The following is a 20578-nucleotide window of genomic DNA, read 5'->3' on the forward strand; positions in this document are numbered from 1 at the left end:
TCAGCGCTCCTCGCGGAAGTCGACGTGCTTGCGCACCACCGGGTCGTACTTCTTCAGCACCATGCGGTCCGGGTCGTTGCGCCGATTCTTGCGGGTGACGTAGGTGTAGCCGGTGCCCGCCGTCGACTTCAGCTTGACGATCGGGCGAATGTCGGTGGACTTCGATGCCATGGGAGCTCCTAGATCTTCTCGCCGCGGGCGCGGAGGCGAGCGACGACCGCCTCGATTCCGTCACGATCGATGGTCTTGATGCCCTTGGTCGAGACGTTCAGCGTGATGCGGCGGTCCTCGCCGGGCAGGTAGTAGGTCTTGCGCTGGATGTTGGGGTTCCAGCGGCGGCTGGTCCGCTTGTGCGAGTGCGACACGGACTTGCCGAATCCCGGCTTGCGGCCGGTGACCTGGCAGTGGGCCGACATGTGGACTCCTAAAGTAGATGACAATCATTTTCGACAACGGCTGTTCGGCACTGTACCGTTGCTCCACAGCAAACGAAAATCGTTATCGAAAGGGGTTCCGGTGGTTGTGCCTGATCCCGCCCTGCTCCCGCCCGAGCCCGATCGACGGACGCCGGTCGTGCTTGTCGCCGGTCTGCCCGGACGCGCGGCGGCGGGCGTCGACCGTGTCGCCGACGCGCTGCTCGGTGGCGACGGTGTCGTCGTCGTGCGCCACGAGCTGAGCGAACTGCGCGAGGGCGTCGTGCGCCGCACGGTGCGCACCGCGACGGACACCAGGACCACCGTGCTCGAGCTGGCGCACGGCTGCGTCTCCTGCACGTTGCGCGCCGACCTGCTACCGCTGCTGTGCACGTTGGTCGCGCGAGAATCGGTGCGGCGCATCGTCCTCGCGCTCGATCCGGCCTTCGAGGCCGAGGCGGTGTGCCAGGCCATCGCTGATGTCGTGGTGACCGGCGTCGTCGGCCGGGTGGACGGCCCCGCCGCGCGCGACGTGCGCGTCGAGGCGGTGCTCACCTGCCTGGACAGCCAGGAGTGGCTGAGCGACGCCACCGGCGACGAAACCCTCGCCGAGCGCGGGCTCGCCGCCGCGGACGACGACCGGACCATCGCGCAGGTCGCCGTCGGCCAGGTCGATTTCGCCGACGCGGTGCTGGCCATCGGCCCCGCGCTCGACGCCATGGAGCAAGCCAGGCTCGGCGCGGTACTGACCCGTCTGGTGCCGGAGGCGCCCGTCGCCTGGATCGACGACCTCGACGCCGTGGCCGCCGCCGACATCGAAGCCCTGCTGGCGCGGATTCCGGCGGGATCGCGGCGCGGCCGGATCTTCGACGCGCACGCGCCGCTGTTGCGCGGGCAGCCGCCGCTGGTCGCCGAATACGGCGTCGGCCTGATCGAATTCGCCGCGAGCAGGCCATTCCACCCCGGCAGGCTGCACGACGCGCTGGACGTGCTTCTGGACGGCGTGGTCACCGCGCGCGGCAGGCTCTGGCTTGCCACCCAGCCCGACGAGGTGGTGTGGCTGGAGTCCGCGGGCGGCGGACTGCGCGTCGGCGGCGCGGGGCGCTGGCTCGCCGCGATGAGCGAAGACGAACTGGCACAGGCGGATCCGAGTCGGCGGGCGCTCGCCGCGCTGCGCTGGGACGACCGCTTCGGCGATCGGGACGTCTCGCTGGTGATCCTCGCGCACGACGCCGATCCGGCCGAGATCCGCCGTGCCCTGCACTGGGCGCTGGTCGAGGACGACGAACTGCGACTCGTCGAGCGCGCGCCCGAACGGGTCGCGCTGTGGGACGACCCGTTCGGCGAATGGCACGCCGACCCGTGCGACGACGCGGGCGAACTGGTCGACGAGGTCGCGGAGCCGAAAAGTTCGAGAGGAGAAGGAAAGTGAAGACAGGTATCCACCCGGACTACCACCCGGTGGTGTTCGAGGACTCGAGCACCGGCAAGCGGTTCCTGACCAGGTCCACCGCCACCAGCGCGCGGACCATCGAGTGGGAGGACGGCAGTACTTACCCGCTGCTGGTGGTCGACGTGACCGCCGACTCGCACCCGTTCTGGACCGGTGCGCACCGCGTGCTGGACACCCAGGGCCGGGTCGAGAAGTTCGAGCGCAAGTACGGCAGGCGCGTGCGCGCCGGAGCGGAGGCCTGAGATGGCGGTGCCCAAGCGGAGGATGTCGCGGTCCAACACCCGCAGCCGTCGCGCCCAGTGGAAGGCGACCCCGCCCGCGCTGGTGCCGGTGACCGTCGGGGGAGTGGTGCACCAGGTGCCACGCCGCCTGGTGCAGGCCGTGCGCCGAGGACTGATCGACCTGGATCGCCTCTGACGGCCGAAGGCGAGAAACGCATCGGGCCCGGCGGTGTGCTCCGCCGGGCCCGATGCGTTGTCCTGCCGCGTGGAACTCAGCCTTGCTTGTCGGCCAGATCGGCGAGCGCCGCGGCCAGGCGGAAGTACTTGTTGTTGCCCAGGTCGGCGATGGTCTTGATCTTTAGCGCTTCCAGCGCCTTGTCGTGCTCCGCGGTCAGGCCCGCGAGCGCCGACGGCGGCGCGGCCAGGATCTCCGCGAGCGACTTGTTCTCGTACGCCTTGTCGAGCGTCTTGTCGAGGACCACGTTGACGGCCATGCGAACTCCTTCGGGACGATCGTGATCTGCCGCGATCGGACGAACGCCCGAACGCGTCGTACCTCGCGACCATAACCCGCCCCATGGCCGCCCGTATGCCGAACGCGCCGGGCGATTCGGTGCCCGGGGATGGGGCGGCGGACCGGACGGTTCGTTGTGATCGTGGTGCTGTGGCAATCGACTGGCTACCGATGTGGTCTGCATCACATGCGGCTATTCCTGAATTATGGCGTGCGACAAGGTAACTGAGCGATGAAATGCATACCCAAAGTTTGTTTTTAGGGGTCTTAAAAGTCTCCGCGCAGTGATGATTTCGTGCTCACAGGCCGGTACCCTCATCCGAGAGGGCGGGTTCTTCCGGTTCTCGGAAGAACCCGCTCATCGCCAAGCTTCGGCATTCTCCCGTAAACCGCTCTCGCGAACGATGTTTCGCGCGCCTACGGCTTACCGTTTCGCGATTCGGACTCCGCCTCCGAATGTCCCGGCAATCCGGGCAAATCCGGCAGCAGGGATTCCAGTCGCGCGAGCTGAGCGCCGATCAACTCCGCGGGCCCCTCGATCAAGGAGAGCGGCCACGGCCAGCGGTGCCCCTCCAGCTCCCGTACCTGCTCGATCAGGTCGGCGGTGGTGGCCTCCAGTTCGCTGATCTCCGTGCGCAGTTCGCCGATCTGGGCGCGCAGTGCCGCGGTGTCGCCCTCCAGCGCGTCGATGCGTCGCAGTGCTGCGGCCAACCCGTCCACCAGCGTGAGGTGCCGTCCGTCGGCGTCCGTGCCCAGCTGCGGCCAACCCGCGAGACCGGGGCCGCGCAACTGGGTCTGTATGTCGCGCAGCACCGCGTCCTGCTCCGGCGTCATGTCCGGTTCCTCCTGTCCGAAATCCCACTGGCCGAAATCCGCGGTCTCGGCCACGTTCACGTCGCAGAGCACGCCGTTGACCCGGATCTGGCGCAGCGTCTGATGAATGTTGCGGCGGGTCTCCACATTCCCGCCCGACCACGCGTCGGTCTGCCACGCCCAAGCCGCGCTGCCCGCGTCCAGCGCCCGGCTCACCGACCAATACCCGCCGTAGATACCGACATTCGCGGCGCCGAGCACGGTGGCCGCGCCGTCCAGGTACGCGTTGATCGGCACCTGGTCCTGCGGGGTGGCGTCGAAATCCGCCGAGAAGTAGATGGGCCGGTCGGGACGGCCGCCGCAGCGCAGTACCTGCGCGAGGCCGGCGCGCGCGTCGACGATGCCCGCGTTGTAGCCGTCCAGCATGCGGGCGGCGGTGGTCTCCCAGTTGGAGACGATCGAAATGCCATGCGCCCGTAGGTCGTCGGCCTCGGCCGGAGTGAGCAGCTTGCCGGGCAGACTCGGACCGCCCGGCGTCAGATACCGCACAACGAAATCGAAACCCGCCGCGCGAATCGCGGCGCCGCCCGGACGTCCACCGGCGTAGTCCAGGCCGAACCGCATGTCTCCCACTGTAAGACGTAGACGGTGCGGTTCGCCGGGGTTCAGCGCGTGAACTCGGGCCGCCGCACCGGCGCGGGCGGCGTCGAGGGTGTGCGCCGGTCGGGCGCGACGAGCACCGCGGTGATCGGCACGGCCAGCGAGAGCATGCCGATGACGAACATCGGCACCAGGAAGGAGAACAGGTCTTCACCGGTCGGGAGCGCCGAGCGCGGATCGATCCGCAGCTCCAGCCCGGCCATCCGCAGGTAGTGCATGCCGACGACGGCGCACCCGAACAGCGCCGAGGCGCCGATGACGGCGGGCGTCGGCCACGAGCGCAGCACGAACCACAGTGTGCCGAGCGAGATCACGACACCGAGCAGGCCGGAGACGATCACCTGCCACAGTCCGAACTCGATGTCGCCGCGCACCTGCACGGCGCTCATCCCCAGGGCGAGCATCAGGCTCAGTCCGAGGCCCATCAGCACGCCCGCGGCGAGCAGGCGGGGCAGTTGCAGCGTCCGGCCGAGCGCGATCAGTCCACCGAAGACCGAAAGCACCGCGAGCACCGCCGCTCCCGTGAGCCGGGCGACGTCGTAGCGGATCAGCGTGTCGCTCGCGGGCGTTACGCCGAGCATCGAGACGAAAATCGCCAGCCAGGTACCGATTCCGCCGATGGAGACCGCGGCCGAAGCCAGCCAGACCAGCCGGAATTTGGACGTCACCGACTTGGTCGACTGGCGGATGCAGATCAGGCCGATCAGCGCGCCCGCCATCGCCACCAGGATCGACAGGCCGAGGACCCAATAACCCATGGAGAAGTAGGACAAGACAGCGAACCTCACACCTGTCCGACGGGCTGCTCGTGCTGCTGCGCCGCGAGCCGCTGGATCGCGTATTCGGTTACCGCGGCCAGGGATTGGCGCACTTCCATCGCGTTGCGCGCGTCGATGTCGACGATCGGAACCCCGGACCGCACCGATAGCGCCTCACGCAGCTCGGCAACCGGGAACCGCGGTGCGTCCGGAAAACGGTTGACCGCCACCAGGAACGGCAGTCCGCGCGCCTCGAAGAAGTCGACGGCGGCGAAGCTGTCCTCGATGCGGCGGGTGTCCACCAGCACCACCGCGCCGATCGCGCCGCGGATCAGGTCGTCCCACATGAACCAGAACCGGCGCTGGCCCGGAGTGCCGAACAGGTACAGCGTCAGGTTGCCGGGCAGCACGATGCGGCCGAAATCCATGGCGACCGTTGTGGTCTCCTTGCCCGGCGTCGCGGCCAGGTCGTCGATGCCGTCGGAGAAGCCGGTCACCATGGCCTCGGTGCGCAGCGGGACGATCTCCGATACCGCGCCGACGAAGGTGGTCTTGCCCGCGCCGAAACCCCCTGCGACAACGATTTTCGTCGAAGCGGTGCGATTGTCCATGGATGCCGAGCTGTACGGCTGGGAGTTATAGGGCGCGGAGTCCACGCAAAGTCCTCTCCATCAGGGTCCGGCGCTCGTCGTAGCTCGCCTGGTCACTCAGGGTCGAATGCACGCGCAGCGTCCCGGCGACGACGAGATCGCCGATCACGACCCGGACCAGTCCGAGCGGCCGTTGTAGCTGAGCGGATATCTCGGCTACCGACAGGCGTGCGGTGCCCAGCCGCACGATATCGGTACGGATATCGCCGACCGGCCATTCGAAATGTGCAGTGTAGGAGATGGTCTCGATGACCGCCTCCAGGGGAAGGTCGACCGCGGGTTCGGTACGCCCCGAGGTCAGGGCGTAGGGACGAACGCGGGTGGGTGGTATGCCCGGCCCCCCGCCGGATGGGGTAGACATCGCACTCTCTACACGGCCGTCCGGGCGGTGGCCTGGACCACCGAACCGACCCGATCGACGAGCAGCGCCATCTCATAGCCGATCCGGCCGATGTCATGCGTCTTGTTGGCGAGCACCGCGAGGTGCGAGCCGTTGCCGACCGTCATCACCAGCAGGTAGCCGCGCTGCATGTCGACGATCGACTGCATCACCTTGCCGCCGTTGAACAGCTGGGCCGCGCCGCTGGACAGGCTCGCCAGACCCGCGGTGACCGCCGCGAGCTGCTCGGCGCGATCGGCGGGCAGGTGCGGGCTGGTCGCCTGCAGCAGGCCGTCGGCCGACACCAGTACCGCGTGGGTGACACCCGGCACGTCCCGAGTGAAACGGGTGACCAGCCAGTTCAGGTTCTCGTCCGTGGTGTTGCCTGGTTTGTCGGTCATGCAAGCCCTCCGTCGTTGTACTGGGCGTCGGCCCGCCCGCTGCGGACCCCGCTGAGATGCCTGGTCAAGCTGTTGCGGATCTCATCAGGATTCCGCGTGTTGGATTCGTTGGTCGGCGCCAAACCGCCGGGGACCAGCTGCGCGCCCGGCTGCCGAATGGGCAGGCCGCCGGAGGTGCGGCCGGAGGTGGTCGGGTTGCTGGCCTCCGCGGCGGCCGCCCAGCCGACATCGGCGGGGGACGACCAGGAGTCGCCGTCGTTCTCGGATCCGGCGGAGGCGGGTTCGACCAGCCACTCCGACACCATGCGCTGGTAGATCGGCGTCGGGGATTCCGGGTTCACCGGACGCAGCCCGGTGACGGTTGCCTGGGTGGCGTTCGCGACGGCCTCGGGCTCGGGCACCTCGTAGGTGGCCGTCTCGGCCCAGACGTCGACCTGAGCGGGCTCGGCGGGCTGGGACACCGGCGAGGGCAGCGCGCGCGGCTCCACGGCGCGCGGCGCGCCGTTCTCGTTGCGCGTCCGGATCGGCATCGGGCCGCCACGGCCGGGATCGGTGGTCTCGACATCGATCACGCCGGTGGAGCGATCGGCCGGGGTGGCCACCCGGATCGCCGGGCGCCGCTGCGGCAGACCGGTGCTGCTCATCTCGAACGAGGAAGTGTGCTCGGGCAGCGCCAGACTCGGCACCGGGACCAGCATGCGCGGCGGCGCGACCGTGGGCTCCGGCGCGTTCTCCTGCGGCTGCGGCGCGGTGAGCTGCGGCGCCTTGTCGCTGATCGGCACCGGCGACACCAGGGTGCCGGGCAGGTGCACGCTCGCGGTGATGCCTGGCTGCTGCGCCATCGCCGAGGTGCGGCGCAGGTTGACCGTGATGTTGTGCCGCTTGGCGAGTCGGCCGACCACGAAAAGACCCATGCGACGCGCGGTTTCGACGGTGACCTCACCACCGGAGGCGAGGTGCTCGTTGACCGTCTGCAAGTCCTCCGCGGACATGCCGAGACCGCGGTCGATGATCTCGATCAGGTAGCCGCCGTCCACCGCGCGGGCCACCGAGACCGCCACCGGAGTGGTCGGCGGCGAGTAGCGCAGCGCGTTGTCGATGAGCTCGGCGAGCAGGTGCTCGACGTCGACGGCGGGCTCACCGGGCACGATGCCGTCGGGCGCGCTGCCGATCTCGACGCGCTGGTAGTCCTCGACCTGGGAGACCGCGCTCCACAGCATGTCCGAGAGCGGAACGGGAGGCAGGTGACCGCGGCGAAGCGCGGTGCCCGCGAGCACCAGCAGGTTGTCGCCGTTACGGCGCATGCGGGTGGCGAGGTGGTCGAGGCGGAACAGGCTCTGCAGGCGTTCGGAGTCGTCCTCGTCGTGCTCGAGTTCCTCGATCAGCGTCAGCTGCTGCTCGACGAGCGACTGGCTACGGCGCGAAAGGGTCTCGAACATGCTGCCGATCTGCAGGCGCAGACGGGCCTGCTCGGCGGCGAGGTGGAGCGCGGCGTTGTGGATGTCGTCGACGGCGCGGGCCAGCTGGCCGATCTCCTCGGTGGTGTGCACGTCGACGCGGGTCGGCTCCGGCGTCGCGTTACCGGAACGCACGACCTCGAGTTCGTTGGGCAGGTCGACGTGCGCGACCTGGAGCGCGCCGTGGCGCAGGCGGCGAATCGGCACGACGAGCGAGCGGGCGACCGCGAGCGCGAGGGCGAGACCGGCGAGCAGCGTCGCGACCACGATCGCGATATCGCGCAACACGATGCCGCGGACTTCGGCGGTCCGGTCGGCCAGTCGCGCGTCGATGGTGTCGACCAAGTTCAGCGTGGTCTGGTCGTAGGCGGTGGCACTGGTGCGCAGCGAGTCGATGACCGGCTGGCTGCCCGCTGGGTCGCCGAGATTCTGGCTGAACGCGCCGAGACGGACGTTGACCGCGTCGATCAGCACGCTGGCGTTGAGCGCCGAAGACGGCTGCAGCTGGGCGAACTGGCTCAGCAACACCAGCTCACCACCCGCGGTGATCAAGACCGTCGGGCGCACCGCCGGGTTGCGGTCCGCGCCCGGCGAACCGATCAGCAGGTACTGCTGGGTGTGCAATCTGCGCGCGTTGGTGGTCACACCGAGCTGCAGGAAGTAGCGCTGGATGGTGATCTCCTCCAGCGAGGTCGAGCGCGCGATCGCGTTACCGATGCGGGCGGCGACCTCGTCGGCCTGCTGGCCGATCGCCACCGGCGAGCTGTTGCGCAGGCCGTTGCGCATCGCGCGGCCCGCGGTCAGCGCCGCGTCGAGCTCGTTGGTGACGTCCGTCGGCGCGCCCGTGGAGCGCAGGGCCGTCTGAAGATCGGCGGCCGCCTGATCGAACCGGCCCGCGATGCGGTCCAGGTCGGCGTCGCTCGTCTGGTTCTCCCAGGTCGTCGCCGTGGTGACGGCGAGTTGTTCGGTGGCCGAGGCGAAACCGAGCATCGGCCGGATGATCCTGGCCTGGTCGGTCGCCGCGTCGAGGTCGCCGATCGTGTTCAACTCGTCGTTGATTCGCAAAACCGCGAACGTCGAGGCGAGCACCACCGGCAGCAGTAGCACGATCCCGACCTTGCGGGTGACGGACCAGTTCGACAGCCTGAATTGCCGGGAACGCGGTGCTGCATCCATCCGCTTCCGTCGCCTCCACTCCGCGCGGGTTCCCCGGATGGCTAGTGGCTGTTTCACATAAGTATGGGACCAACCCGCTGAGAACCAACTCGAGGTCTTGTTTTTACCGCTGGGAACATACCGTGCTGAGTGTGTAACGGCAATCTGGGGGACTCCGCGCGGAAATTCTCTAATATGGCTACGCAGAACAAGTTTCGGTCCCATAGCGAGACTCGCGGCGACCGAAATCCGCGCACGCCGGTGAAAGCCCCTGGTCATCGGTGGTGCCCCGCCGCGCCATCCGACCGACCCAGTTCGCGGCGTGTCGGCATGCCCTCTCAGTCGACTCTCAGTCGGTGCGGTCAAACTGGTGGCATGCGCATTCTGGTAGTCGACGACGATCGCGCCGTCCGTGAATCGCTGCGCCGGTCGCTGACCTTCAACGGCTACTCGGTCGATCTCGCGGTGGATGGCGTGGACGCCTTGGAGAAAGCAACCGTCCAACGTCCTGACGCACTCGTGCTGGACGTGATGATGCCGAGATTGGACGGGCTCGAAGTTTGCCGACGGCTGCGCAGCACCGGAGACGATCTTCCGATTCTGGTTTTGACGGCCCGCGATTCGGTTTCCGAAAGGGTTGCCGGACTGGATGCCGGAGCCGACGATTATCTGCCGAAACCATTCGCGCTCGAGGAATTGCTGGCCCGGCTGCGCGCTCTGCTGCGCCGCCGCGCGCCCGAACAGGGCGATACCTCCGAGGCGATGCTGTTCGCTGATCTGTCGCTGGACCCGGTGACCCGCGAGGTCTCCCGCGGCTCCCGCTCGATCAGCCTCACCCGCACCGAGTTCTCGCTGCTGGAAATGCTCATGGCCAACCCGCGCCGGGTGCTCACCCGTAGCCGCATTCTCGAAGAGGTGTGGGGCTACGACTTCCCGACCTCCGGCAACGCGCTCGAGGTCTACATCGGCTACCTGCGCCGCAAGACCGAGGCCGAGGGCGAGCCGCGGCTCATCCACACCGTGCGCGGCGTCGGCTACGTCCTGCGCGAAACACCACCCTAGGCCGCGCGACAATGGCACGAAGCGTTCCACGCCGTCCCGTCATCGCCACCCTTGGCCAGCCCGACTCGACCGAGATGCGGCCGCCGATGCCGCTGACCCGCTCGGTCTCGCTGCGCTGGCGGGTCACCCTGCTCGCCGCGTCGGTGGTGGCCATCGCGGTCGCTTTCACCTCCATCGCCGCCTACGCGATGGTGGCGCGCGCCCTCTACGCCGACGTCGATTCGCAGTTGCGGGCGCGCGCCTCGACGATGATCGACAACAACTTCGAGAGCTTGGGGTTTCAGTCGATCATCCTGGCGGGGTTGTTCTCCAACGACGTCGGTGTCGCGCTGATCTTCGCCGACCACAAGCCCTATATGCCGCCGCAGCAGACGATTCCACCGGTGGGAGAGCAGGAGTTCGCCGTCGCCGACGGCAAGCTGAACTCCTCGCTGCGCACGGTGAGCAATCAGCGCGTGCTCGCGGTGCGCACGAACTCCGGTGCGACGCTGGTCATCTCACAGCGGCTGGAGCCGACCCGCGAGGTACTCGACCGGCTTGCCTGGCTGCTGTTCGTGGTCGGCGGCTGCGGCGTCGTGCTCGCCGCCGCGGCGGGTACCGCGGTGGGCCGCACGGGCCTCAGACCCATCGCCAGACTGACGGCCGCGACCGAGCGCGTCGCGCGCACCGACGACCTCACGCCCATCCCGGTCACCGGCGACGACGAATTGGCGCGGCTCACCGACAGTTTCAACACGATGCTGCGCGCGCTCGCCGAATCACGCGACCGCCAGCGGCGTCTGGTCGCCGACGCCGGGCACGAGCTGCGCACGCCGCTGACCTCGTTGCGCACCAACATGGAGCTGCTCATCGCGTCGAGCAGGCCGGGCGCGCCCGCCATCCCCGAGGAGGACATGGCCGAGTTGCGCCAGGACGTGATGGCCCAGATCGAGGAGCTGTCCACCCTCGTCGGCGACCTGGTCGACCTGGCACGCGAGGACGCGCCGGAGACCGTCTACGACCGGATCGATCTCGGCGAGGTGACCGAGCGGGCGCTGGAGCGCGCCAGGCGCCGCCGCGGCGCCATCGAGTTCGTCGCCGAGCTGCGGCCGTGGTTCGTCTACGGCCACGAGGCGGGGCTGGAGCGAGCCGTGCTCAACGTGCTGGACAACGCGGCCAAGTGGAGTCCGGCGGGCGCCCAGGTGCTTGTCACCATGCGCGAGGCCGGACGCGGTCTGCTGGAACTCGCGGTGGACGACGCGGGCCCCGGCATCCCCTCGGACGAACGGGAGCTGGTGTTCGAGCGGTTCTACCGGACCACCGCCTCCCGCTCGATGCCCGGCTCGGGGCTCGGGCTCGCCATCGTCAAGCAGGTGGTGACCAAGCACGGCGGCACGATAACGATCGACACCTCGGACCGCGGCGGCGCGCTGATCCGTATCGTGTTACCTGGTGAGGGTGACGGTCCCGCGTCAGCCCAGCAGATCTCGGAGAACTGAAAGCAGGGTCTCAGTCGGCTCTAAGCCGTCGTCGGCACGCTGGTCGGCAGACGTGAGGAGAAGCGAGAAGCCATGACGGAGGATTTCCAGAACCGCGACGTGGAGCCGGGGAAGGCGGACGCCTCCGGTCCCCGGCCGACCGAGCAGTTCCCCGCGACGGGTCATACCGAGCACTCGGCATGGGCCGCGCCCGGCGCTGCACACCATCAGGCGCAGCAGCCCCCGATGCAGCACTATCCGACCCAGCCGTTCCCCGGCCCGGAATCGGGATTCGGCGCTCCCGGCTCGCCGCCGCCTCCGCACCCGGGCGCGGCCTTCGGCGCGCCGCCGCCGAAGCGTCCGTTCCGCGCCGGTCTCGTCGCGGGCGCCGTGGCACTGGCGCTGGTCAGCGGTGGCATCGGCGGTGCGGTCGGCACACTGGCCACCCGATCCGACGACGGCAGGGCCCAGGTGACCAACGCGCTGGACGCGCCGAAGCCCAATGTCAGCAACGCGTCCAACGCGCCAGCGGGTTCGACCCAGGCGGTGGCGCAGAAGGTGCTGCCCAGCGTCGTGATGATCAAGGTGGCGAGCAACCGCGCGCAGGGCGAGGGCTCCGGCGTCGTGCTCTCCTCCGACGGCCTGATCCTGACCAACAATCACGTGGCCTCGGGCGGTGGCGCCGGCGCGAAGATGGAGGTCATGTTCTCCGACGGGAGCAGCGCGCCCGCCACGTTGGTCGGCGCAGACCCGGTCTCGGACCTGGCGGTGATCAAGGTGCAGGGCAAGAGCGGTCTGACGCCGATCGAACTGGGCACCTCGTCGAATCTCCAGGTCGGCCAGCCCGTGATCGCCATCGGCTCGCCGCTCGGCCTGGCGGGCACCGTCACCACCGGCATCGTGTCCGCGTTGAACCGGCCGGTGTCGACCAGCGGCGAAGGCGGCCAGAACCCCAACGCCCCGCAGCCGGTGATCGACGCGATCCAGACCGACGCCGCCATCAACCCGGGCAACTCGGGCGGCGCGCTGGTGGACGCGAGCGGCAAGCTGATCGGCATCAACACCGCCATCGCCAGCCTCGGCGTCGGCGAGCTCGGCGGCCAGCAGAGCGGTTCGATCGGTCTCGGCTTCGCCATCCCGGTGGACCAGGCCCGCAGGGTGGCCGACGAACTGATCAAGAACGGCCACGCCACCTACGCCCAGATCGGCATCAAGCTGCGCCCGCAGGACAGCGTCGCGCTGGTGCTGGAGGCGACCCCGGACGGCCCTGCCGCCAAGGCGGGCATCCCGGCCGGCGCCATCATCACCAAGCTCGACGATCGGCCCATCGATTCCGGCGAAGCGCTCATCGCCGCCGTCCGTTCGCACCAACCGGGAGACAAGGTGAAGGTCACCTATACCGACGAACAAGGCAACAACCCCAAGACCGTCGAGGTCACCCTCACCGCCGCACCCGCGGACGGTGGCCGGTGAGGCGGCTCGGTGACGCGGAATTGTCCAGCGCCGCCGCCGGGTTGCTCGGCACAGGCGCTACGGTGAGCACCATGGAAATCGATGCTCCTGTGGCGGGGCGTGCACTGGTGGTGGTCGTCGACGATCGAACGGCGCATGGAGGTGTTGACTCGCTCGGGCCGCTGGTCACCGAGCTGCTCACCGAGGCGGGTTTCCTCGTGGACGCGTCCGTGTCGGTGCAGGCCGACGAGGTGGAGATCCGCAACGCGCTGAACACCGCGGTGATCGGCGGCGTCGACCTGGTCATCTCGGTCGGTGGCACCGGAATGTCGCCGCGCGACGTGACGCCGGAGGCGACCTCGCAGGTGCTGGACCGGGAACTGCCCGGTATCAGCGAGGCGCTGCGTTCCTCCGGCCGGGTCGCGGGCTCCCTGGACGCGGGCCTCTCGCGCGGTCTCGCCGGCATCTCGGGCAGCACCCTGGTCGTGAACCTGCCCGGCACCCGTTCCGCCATCCGCGACGGTATGGCAACCCTCTCGCCGCTCGCCAGCAAAGTGATCGGCGAACTGTCCGGATTGGCCGAATAATTCCGGCCGCCGACTCTTCCGACGTCCCTCGCCCCGCCGCACGCCGGGCGAGGGACGCCGCGCGTCTGGCGCGGATCTTCGGCGACACCCTGCCGGACACCACCCGCGACGAACGCGGTGACGACCCGGACGACCGCCGCTCCGGCGACGACTGGTTGCGCTCCCAGGTGCCCCCGCACCACGGTTGAGCTAATTGCTACTATTTAAGTACGTACTTCGGGGTGATATGGCTCCGTTATCTCCTCACTGTTTTCTTTAGCGCACTGTGATCTGCGCCATCGATTACGGCTCTGTCTCGTAAACGGTCGATGGCCTCGTTGCGACTCGAACCGACCGGTTCCGCGAATGCGCGACATTCCCGCCTGCATTTATGCACGTCAAGCGATATTGGCATGTCCGCACCTGTGATCTACATCACTATCATCTTTACAATTCTTTGCGTTGCCAGGCAGTTACCGACCGTTTAATCTTCGCCACGAGCCACCCAAACGAAGGTCTTCGCGGGTCCGGATACGGCACGTACGTTCGTCGATCCGGCGGAACCAGGCTCGGTTCCGTTGCCAGTGAGGGCGTTGCGCCGAAATAACAGCCGGTTACATACCGGCAACAAAGGGGCGACAAACTGAGCTGGGCCTGAGAGGACCACTGTCCAGCCTCGATGGTCGAGGTTGACTGTTTGAACCTGATGAGGGGAAGTATGAGCGAGAACCGCACCAACGGTCTGCGTCGCGGTGCCCGCGTCGCGGGCGTCGGCGCCGCCGCGGCCGTTGCCATGGGCATGCTGTCGACCGGTGCTGCCAATGCCGACACCTTCGTGCCGTTGCCGGACGGTCAGAAGGTCGGTCATGGCGTGACGATCACCCGCACGGGTGAGCACGCCCTGATTTCGCCGTCCCTTGCCGCCAACGGCGCCGGTCGCGTCGTCTGGGTCTCGGGCAACGCCACCGCCGATGTGACCGTCACCCCCGAGGGTGAGGTCGGCCCGAACAACGGCCCCGCGGGCGGCCCGGGCAGCAACAACTCCTCGACGCACGGCGCTTCCCAGCTGAGCACCGGCTACATCGTCGGTTGCCAGGTCAGCATCGCCGACGACGCCATCTCCGCCGGTGTGTCCGGTGGCGTGAACCTCGACGGCTTCAGCATGGGCGGCTCCATCGGCCTCAACCTCGGCCCTGGCGAAGTGAAGTTCGTGCAGATCGACTACAAGGACATCCTGAAGCCGGGTGTGTACTCGGTCGAGTACCAGGACGCCGAGATCGAGATCCAGGGCTGCGCGGGCTACGCCCAGGCGCGCGCCTACACCGTGGTCGAGATCATCGGTGACCACTACTCGAAGACCACCCTCTACGGAGCGCCGTTCAGCATCGGCTGACGTCTGTCGAGTCCCCAGCGGCGGGCGCGGGCCGGAAGCGGTCGCACGAAGTGACCGCGACGTGCCAGGGGCCGCCGTCGATCGAACACGAAAAATCTTCTCGCTCAAGCGATTCAACCCTCGAGGGGTACAACGAAATGTTCAACCGTAAGAACGTGGCGCGGATGGCCGGTGTCGGTGCCGCCGCCACCATTGCCATGGGCCTGTTCTCCACCGGCGCCGCCAACGCCGACACCTTTGTCCCGCTGCCGGGCGGCGAGATCGTCAAGCACCTGTCCGACGGCACCGTGGTGACCGTTCGCCTGGTCGGCGAGTCCGCCCTCATCAGCCCGTCCATGGGTTCCACCCCGGTGCACCGCAACGCGTGGGTCTCCGGTTCGGCTCAGGTCGAGCTGTCCGGCACCGGCGCGGAAGCCGGCGGCAAGATCTTCCCGGGCTACACCGTCGGCTGCCAGGTGAACATCGCGGGCGGCGGCGCCGAGGGCGGCGTCGAGGCTGGCAGCGACTGGCAGGGCGAGAGCCCGAGCATCGGCGCGAGCAGCGGCGGCAACCTGTCGCTCGGCCCGGGTCAGGCGACCTCGTTCTACATCCTCGACATCGAGGAGGCCGACGACTTCGGCAACGAGTCGCACAAGAAGCGCAACAAGTTCAAGGGCAGCAACGGCTCGGTCACCTGGGCCGACTCCACCATCGGCCTGTCGGGCTGCGGTGGCTACGCGCAGGCCCGCGCCTTCGTCAGCGTGGAGGTCGAGACCGACAACGTCGTCACCTGGGTGACGCTGTGGGGTCAGCCGTTCAGCCTCGGCTGACGCACACCGTCCGGGCTCTGGCCACGCGCCGCTGCCCGGCGGAATTCGTCCGGCTGCGCTCCACCGAGCCGCAGGACCGGCGACTCGAACGAACGGGCCCGTCGCTTCGGTGACGGGCCCGTTCTCGTGCCCGCTGCCTCGGGTCGGCGCATGACCAGACGTGGAACGCCGAGTGACATACCGGTGAACGCCGGATGTTTGCGCGCGTTAGGCTGGAACTGTCGTTCGGAGGGGACAAACCGGACGACCGGCGGAAGCGGGCTTCCCGGGGTCCGCTCCAGGGCCCGCTTCCTGTTCGGTTCGGTATGCGTGTCCTTCATGCGGCCCTCGTTGTGCGGATCGAGGAGCCGCCCAGAATTCCCTTTCGCAATAGCTTTTCGATATCAATCGGCGAAACTCTTTTTTGCCTGCGCGGCGGGCATTGTCGCCACGGAGTACGGCACCCTCGCGAAAGTCGTGCATGCCATCAGCGCGGCGACGACGAAACCGATCTGAACATATGTTGCTTGTCGGCAATCATGTAGGAACCGAGACCGACTTCATCGGGTTCCGCTGAAAACGGCGAGCGCGGATTGGCGATTCCGTTGGGGAACGCGGTGATGCTCGCGACGAACGCGGTGCTGATTACTGCCGTAACGGCCAGGTAGATGACGTTGCGGGGAAGATGAAATCCTTTTAGCGTTGCCGATCCCTCCTCTTCGGCGAATCTGTGGGTCGCACTCGGAGAAATCCGTGCTCCGGGCCTCGGGAGATGTTGATCGACCGAAGCGGTTAATTTCCGGCGAACATATTCCGGTCGCGAGTTGCGGCGAGCCGGGCGGTCAATGGAAGACCACCGTCAGCGCGGTGTGCAGCGAAGCGGCGGCGACCACCGCGGCATGTTCGGCATCCATCGCGACCAACACCACCCGGTCCGCCGCGCCCCGTCGTTCGCCGGGCTCGGAAACCATGACCACGGCGGCATCGCCTGCCAGCGTCCTGGCCGGTCGCGCGCCGGGCCCCTGCTGCTCGTCGCCACCGATCACGTCGACACGGTCGCCCGGCCGCAGGATGTCCGCCACCGCCGTGTCCGCCAGCCGGATCGGGACTATGCGCGCGTCGCGTGCGCCCGCCGCCACCTCGGCCAAGCGCGGACCGATCACCCGCAGGTCGGTGAACACCTCACCGGCTCGCATCGCGCCGGTCGAGGTGGCGCCGACCAGCGTCGAGGGGTCGCGTACCGCGCCTACTGGGAGGGCGCCGGATTCGCGCGGCACCGATTTCAGGTCCCCCGATTCGAGCACCTTGCCGGGCGGTAGATCACGCCCGGCGACGACGACGTTCGTCCGCGCCGCGCTCGGATTCCCACGGGCGAAGAGAACGACGGCCAGGAGCGTCAGAGCCGCCGCGAAGACGCGGCGGGCGAGCAGTCCATCGAGCCAGGGCGGCCGGTTCCACAGGGCGAAGCGCAGCGGGCTGCCGCGACCGAGATCGGCGAATGCGCGAGTCATGGCCGGATCCTATGGCCAGGATCACACCGCGCTGGTCACCGAAAGGGCGACCTGTGGATCGGCGAGAGGCTGTGGATAACCGGGAAAATCAGCTGGCGACGGCCGTGCTGGTGGTCGCGCTCGAGCTGCTCGACGAGCTCGACTCCGAACCCGACGAACTGGAGCCGCTGTCGGACTTCGCGGGCTCGCTCGCGGTGGACGCGCCGCCGCGGCTGTCGGTGCGGTAGAAGCCACTGCCCTTGAACACGATGCCGACCGAGTTGAACAGCTTGCGCAGCTTCCCGGAGCAGTTCTCGCAGACCGTCAGTGCGTCGTCGGTGAAGGACTGCACGATGTCGAAGCGGTTGTCACACTGGGTGCACGCGTATGAATAAGTTGGCACAGGATCCTCCGCAGGGTTCGTCGACTAGCACTCTACAGGCGACAGTGCCAACGCCGCCAATCGGTCGTTCATTCCGCGACCCGATCGCCGCCGAGTTGCCGCAGTCCGCCGTACGGCGTGAGGACCCACCCCATCCGCAGGTCGTGCGGTTCTTCCGGCAGCCGGTCCACGAATTCGTCGTCGCGCACCACCGCGACCAACCGGGCGTCCGGCCGCGCGGCGCCGAGCGTCCGGTCGTAATGCCCCGCTCCGCGCCCGAGCCGGACACCGCGCCGGTCCACCGCGAGCGCGGGAATCAGGATCAGCTCCGCAAGCGCGACGGCCTCGACGCCCAGCGCGGGTCCGCTCGGCTCGCGCAGCCCGTACCTGGCCCGGCGCAGGTCGGCGGGACCCGTGTACTCGGCCCAGTTCAACGCTTCCGCATCACCGGTGAGCGGCAGAAGGACGCGCGCCCCGGTCTCCCGTAGCGCTTCCAGTTGGGCCATCGACCCCGGCTCGTCGCGCACCGGCACGTACGCGCACACCCATTCCGAGACCAGCGGTGTCTCGAACTTGCCGATCGCTTCGGCAAGCGCCAGCGCCTCGCGCTCGCGCTCGGCCGCGGGCACCGCAGCCCGCCGGGCGAGAATTTCGCCACGCCATGCATGTTTGTCCCGCTCGCCGGGCATCTCCATGGGGATCACCATAAGCTCACCGGGTGCCAGGTCGCCGCGACGGCGGCCGGGCGGTGTGATGGATGGATAGGGTATGCGTATGACAGCACAGGCAGGACAGTCCGCGGATGGTGCGCCGACGTCGTGTTTCCGCACGGCAGTCGTGCCAGCGGCCGGGCTCGGGACCCGCTTCCTGCCCGCGACCAAGACGGTGCCCAAAGAGTTGCTGCCGGTGGTGGACACTCCTGGTATCGAACTGGTCGCGAGCGAGGCCGCCGACTCCGGCGCGAACCGTCTCGTGATCGTGACCTCGCCGGGCAAGGACGGCGTCGTCGCCCACTTCGTCGAGGACCTGGTGCTGGAGAGCACCCTCGCCGAGCGCGGCAAGTTCCAGTTGCTGGAGAAGGTGCGCAAGGCGCCCGCCCTGCTCGACGTCACCTCGGTGGTGCAGGAGGAGCCCCTCGGCCTCGGTCACGCGGTGGCGCAGGCCGAGCAGGCGCTCGACGACGACGAGGACGCGATCGCGGTCCTGCTTCCTGACGATCTGGTGCTGCCGTGCGGTGTGCTCGACGTGATGAGCCGCGTCCGCCGCAAGCGCGGCGGCAGCGTGCTGTGCGCCATCGATGTGCCGAAGGACCAGGTCAGCGCCTACGGCGTCTTCGACGTCGCGCCGGTGCCCGACGCGACAAACCCGAACGTGTTGCGGGTCAACGGAATGGTGGAGAAGCCCGCGCTTGCCGACGCGCCGTCGACCTTCGCGGCCGCGGGCCGATACCTGTTGGACCGGGCCATCTTCGACGCGCTGCGGCGGATCGAGCCGGGCGCCGGTGGTGAGCTGCAACTCACCGACGCCATCGCGCTGCTGATCGACGAGGGACACCCGGTTCACGTCGTCGTGCACCGTGGGTCGCGCCACGATTTGGGCAACCCGGGCGGTTATCTTCGTGCTGCGGTCGATTTCGCTTTGGAACGAGAGGAATACGGCCCTGCCCTGCGGGAGTGGCTGCAGCACCGGCTCGGTCCGGACTGGGATCCGCAGCTGACGACGGACGACTGAGCGAAAGCTCGGCTTTCGTCGGCAGTGGACCGTCGGGTACGAATGATGGTTCACCGAACGCGGTTGCGTCCGAAGCGCGTGCGGCGGAATCGGTTCGATGTGCGGAGTAGATCAGGAAGGGCTGGATGCGCTCGGTTGAGGATCAGCAGATCAAGGTGACCGCGGCGGCGGTCGCGCCCCGGCCGGTCCGGGTCGCGATCTCCGAGGCCCAGGGCCTGCTGTGCGCCGAGGACGTGGTCACCGAGCGGCCGTTGCCCGGTTTCGACCAGGCGGCCATCGACGGTTACGCGGTGCGCAGCGTCGACGTGGCCGCCGCCGGATCCGACATCCGCAACGAGGACGGCGAACTGGTCGATCTGACGTTGCCGGTGGTCGGCGAGGTGGTCGCGGGTTCCCGGCAGCCGATCCGATTGCAGCCGCGCCAGACGGTGCGGGTCGACACCGGCGCTCCGCTGCCGACGCTCGCCGACGCCGTGCTGCCGCTGGACTTCACCGACGGCGGCAGGGCCAGGATCAAGGTCTACGAGCCGGTCCGCTCCGGCGACTACGTGCGGCGCATCGGCGACGACGTGCAGCCGGGCGATGTCGCGGTGCGCGCGGGCACCATCATCGGTCCCGCGCAGGTGGGTCTGCTCGCCGCGGTGGGCCAGGACAAGGTGCTCGTGCATCCGCGGCCGCGGCTGTCGGTGATCTCGGTCGGCGGCGAGCTGATCGATATCGATCGCACGCCGGGCCCCGGCCAGGTCTACGACGTCAACTCCTACGCGCTGGCCGCGGCCGCCAGGGACGCGGGCGCGGACGTGAATCGCGTCGGCATCGTCAGCGCGGACCCGCGGCGGCTGCGCGACGTCGTCGAGGGGCAGCTGGTGCGTTCGGAAGTCGTCGTCATCGCGGGTGCGGTGGGCGGCTGGGCCTCCGAACAGGTGCGCGAGGCGTTGGAGGGGCTCGGCGAACTCGAAATCGCCCGTGTCGCCATGCATCCCGGTTCGGTGCAGGGTTTCGGCAGGCTCGGGCGCGACGAGGTGCCGACCTTCCTGCTGCCGTCGAATCCCGTTGGCGCGCTTGTGGTCTTCGAGGTGATGGTGCGTCCGTTGATCCGGATCGCGCTCGGCCGCAGGCATCCCATGCGCCGCATCATCCGGGCCAGAACCATCACACCCATCAGTTCGATGGTCGGGCGCAAAGGTTTCCTGCGCGCTCAGCTCATGCGCGACGAATCCACCGGCGACTACCTGGTGCAGCCGCTCGGCGGCGGCGCCGGTTCCTCACATCTGCTGGCCACCATGGCCGAGGCGAACAGCCTGATCATCGTCGACCCGGAGGACACCGAGGTCAGGACCGGTGACGAGGTGCAAGTCGCGTTCCTCTCGCAGCGCGGCTGAA

General features: G+C 68.6%; 23 protein-coding genes. 11 read left to right on the forward strand and 12 right to left on the reverse strand.

Translation table 11 applies throughout. The features are described 5' to 3' along the window. Both rpmG and rpmB read right to left on the reverse strand, forming a co-directional pair. Nucleotides 1-171: a 50S ribosomal protein L33 gene (gene rpmG / locus NAM01S_RS12870; RefSeq protein WP_067784286.1), complete on the reverse strand. Its 171-nt coding sequence runs from the start codon at nt 169-171 to the stop codon at nt 1-3. Between the two features lie 8 nt (nt 172-179). Next, nucleotides 180-416: a 50S ribosomal protein L28 gene (gene rpmB, locus NAM01S_RS12875; protein ID WP_067784288.1), complete on the reverse strand. Its 237-nt coding sequence runs from the start codon at nt 414-416 to the stop codon at nt 180-182. A 100-nt stretch (nt 417-516) separates the two neighbouring features. Here rpmB and mrf point away from each other — a divergent pair, with 100 nt between their 5' ends. Genes mrf through rpmF form a run of 3 tightly spaced genes read left to right on the forward strand, consistent with a single transcriptional unit; the run spans nt 517 to nt 2283 of the window. Next, nucleotides 517-1845, forward strand: coding sequence for a ribosome hibernation factor-recruiting GTPase MRF (gene mrf, locus NAM01S_RS12880; protein WP_253798427.1), 1329 nt, complete (start codon nt 517-519; stop codon nt 1843-1845). Next, nucleotides 1842-2108, forward strand: a complete 267-nt coding sequence (locus tag NAM01S_RS12885; RefSeq protein WP_067784290.1) for a type B 50S ribosomal protein L31 — start codon at nt 1842-1844, stop codon at nt 2106-2108. The genes mrf and NAM01S_RS12885 overlap by 4 nt, the downstream gene beginning before the upstream one ends. A gap of 1 nt (nt 2109) precedes the next feature. After that, the gene (rpmF, locus tag NAM01S_RS12890) at nt 2110-2283 is read left to right on the forward strand and encodes a 50S ribosomal protein L32 (RefSeq protein WP_067784292.1); all 174 of its coding nucleotides are present in this window, start codon (nt 2110-2112) and stop codon (nt 2281-2283) included. A gap of 76 nt (nt 2284-2359) precedes the next feature. Here rpmF and NAM01S_RS12895 read toward each other — a convergent pair whose 3' ends face one another. The 7 genes from NAM01S_RS12895 to NAM01S_RS12925 form a co-directional block, all read right to left on the reverse strand. Next, on the reverse strand, nt 2360-2581 hold the full coding sequence (locus NAM01S_RS12895) for a hypothetical protein (protein ID WP_067784294.1): 222 nt from the start codon (nt 2579-2581) through the stop codon (nt 2360-2362). 437 nt (nt 2582-3018) lie between these two features. After that, the gene (locus NAM01S_RS12900; RefSeq protein ID WP_067784297.1) at nt 3019-4038 is read right to left on the reverse strand and encodes a DUF1906 domain-containing protein; all 1020 of its coding nucleotides are present in this window, start codon (nt 4036-4038) and stop codon (nt 3019-3021) included. Between the two features lie 41 nt (nt 4039-4079). Then, nucleotides 4080-4847, reverse strand: coding sequence for an MHYT domain-containing protein (locus NAM01S_RS12905; RefSeq protein ID WP_067784786.1), 768 nt, complete (start codon nt 4845-4847; stop codon nt 4080-4082). 11 nt (nt 4848-4858) lie between these two features. Then, nucleotides 4859-5443 (reverse strand): GTP-binding protein, encoded by a 585-nt coding sequence (locus NAM01S_RS12910; protein ID WP_067784299.1) that lies wholly within the window; start codon nt 5441-5443, stop codon nt 4859-4861. Between the two features lie 25 nt (nt 5444-5468). After that, nucleotides 5469-5843, reverse strand: a complete 375-nt coding sequence (locus tag NAM01S_RS12915) for a DUF742 domain-containing protein (protein ID WP_067784301.1) — start codon at nt 5841-5843, stop codon at nt 5469-5471. Between the two features lie 8 nt (nt 5844-5851). Beyond that, nucleotides 5852-6262 (reverse strand): roadblock/LC7 domain-containing protein, encoded by a 411-nt coding sequence (locus NAM01S_RS12920; protein WP_067784303.1) that lies wholly within the window; start codon nt 6260-6262, stop codon nt 5852-5854. Beyond that, nucleotides 6259-8895 (reverse strand): sensor histidine kinase, encoded by a 2637-nt coding sequence (locus NAM01S_RS12925; RefSeq protein WP_067784305.1) that lies wholly within the window; start codon nt 8893-8895, stop codon nt 6259-6261. The genes NAM01S_RS12920 and NAM01S_RS12925 overlap by 4 nt, the downstream gene beginning before the upstream one ends. Before the next feature lie 354 nt (nt 8896-9249). On the opposite strand from NAM01S_RS12925, the gene NAM01S_RS12930 reads away from it, so the two are divergent. The 6 genes from NAM01S_RS12930 to NAM01S_RS12955 all read left to right on the forward strand — a co-directional run bounded on the left by NAM01S_RS12930 (nt 9250) and on the right by NAM01S_RS12955 (nt 15613). Further along, entirely contained in the window at nt 9250-9936 is a 687-nt protein-coding gene (locus NAM01S_RS12930; RefSeq protein ID WP_067784307.1) for a response regulator transcription factor, read from the forward strand. An 11-nt stretch (nt 9937-9947) separates the two neighbouring features. Then, complete coding sequence (locus NAM01S_RS12935; RefSeq protein WP_067784309.1) at nt 9948-11414, forward strand: HAMP domain-containing sensor histidine kinase; 1467 nt, start codon at nt 9948-9950, stop codon at nt 11412-11414. 72 nt (nt 11415-11486) lie between these two features. Further along, complete coding sequence (locus NAM01S_RS12940) at nt 11487-12866, forward strand: S1C family serine protease (RefSeq protein ID WP_084482901.1); 1380 nt, start codon at nt 11487-11489, stop codon at nt 12864-12866. 71 nt (nt 12867-12937) lie between these two features. Further along, on the forward strand, nt 12938-13432 hold the full coding sequence (locus tag NAM01S_RS12945) for a MogA/MoaB family molybdenum cofactor biosynthesis protein (protein ID WP_067784792.1): 495 nt from the start codon (nt 12938-12940) through the stop codon (nt 13430-13432). Nucleotides 13433-14129: 697 nt separating this feature from the next. Continuing rightward, a complete protein-coding gene (locus NAM01S_RS12950; protein ID WP_067784311.1) occupies nt 14130-14804 on the forward strand; it encodes an MspA family porin in 675 nt (224 codons plus the stop codon). Nucleotides 14805-14941: 137 nt separating this feature from the next. Then, nucleotides 14942-15613: an MspA family porin gene (locus tag NAM01S_RS12955; RefSeq protein ID WP_067784313.1), complete on the forward strand. Its 672-nt coding sequence runs from the start codon at nt 14942-14944 to the stop codon at nt 15611-15613. A gap of 821 nt (nt 15614-16434) precedes the next feature. Here NAM01S_RS12955 and NAM01S_RS12960 read toward each other — a convergent pair. The 3 genes from NAM01S_RS12960 to NAM01S_RS12965 form a co-directional block, all read right to left on the reverse strand. Continuing rightward, nucleotides 16435-17103, reverse strand: coding sequence for an SAF domain-containing protein (locus NAM01S_RS12960; RefSeq protein ID WP_067784315.1), 669 nt, complete (start codon nt 17101-17103; stop codon nt 16435-16437). 88 nt (nt 17104-17191) lie between these two features. Then, complete coding sequence (locus tag NAM01S_RS34020) at nt 17192-17485, reverse strand: FmdB family zinc ribbon protein (RefSeq protein ID WP_084482902.1); 294 nt, start codon at nt 17483-17485, stop codon at nt 17192-17194. A gap of 68 nt (nt 17486-17553) precedes the next feature. After that, nucleotides 17554-18159, reverse strand: coding sequence for a 5-formyltetrahydrofolate cyclo-ligase (locus NAM01S_RS12965; RefSeq protein ID WP_253787060.1), 606 nt, complete (start codon nt 18157-18159; stop codon nt 17554-17556). Nucleotides 18160-18238: 79 nt separating this feature from the next. On the opposite strand from NAM01S_RS12965, the gene NAM01S_RS12970 reads away from it, so the two are divergent. Together NAM01S_RS12970 and glp are read left to right on the forward strand one after the other, a co-directional pair. Next, complete coding sequence (locus NAM01S_RS12970; RefSeq protein ID WP_067784322.1) at nt 18239-19195, forward strand: UTP--glucose-1-phosphate uridylyltransferase; 957 nt, start codon at nt 18239-18241, stop codon at nt 19193-19195. A gap of 125 nt (nt 19196-19320) precedes the next feature. Continuing rightward, nucleotides 19321-20577, forward strand: coding sequence for a molybdotransferase-like divisome protein Glp (gene glp / locus NAM01S_RS12975; protein ID WP_067784325.1), 1257 nt, complete (start codon nt 19321-19323; stop codon nt 20575-20577). Nucleotide 20578: the final 1 nt, after the last annotated feature.

Origin of the sequence: Nocardia amikacinitolerans NBRC 108937 (genome assembly GCF_001612615.1) — a bacterium.
Taxonomy (GTDB): domain Bacteria; phylum Actinomycetota; class Actinomycetes; order Mycobacteriales; family Mycobacteriaceae; genus Nocardia; species Nocardia amikacinitolerans.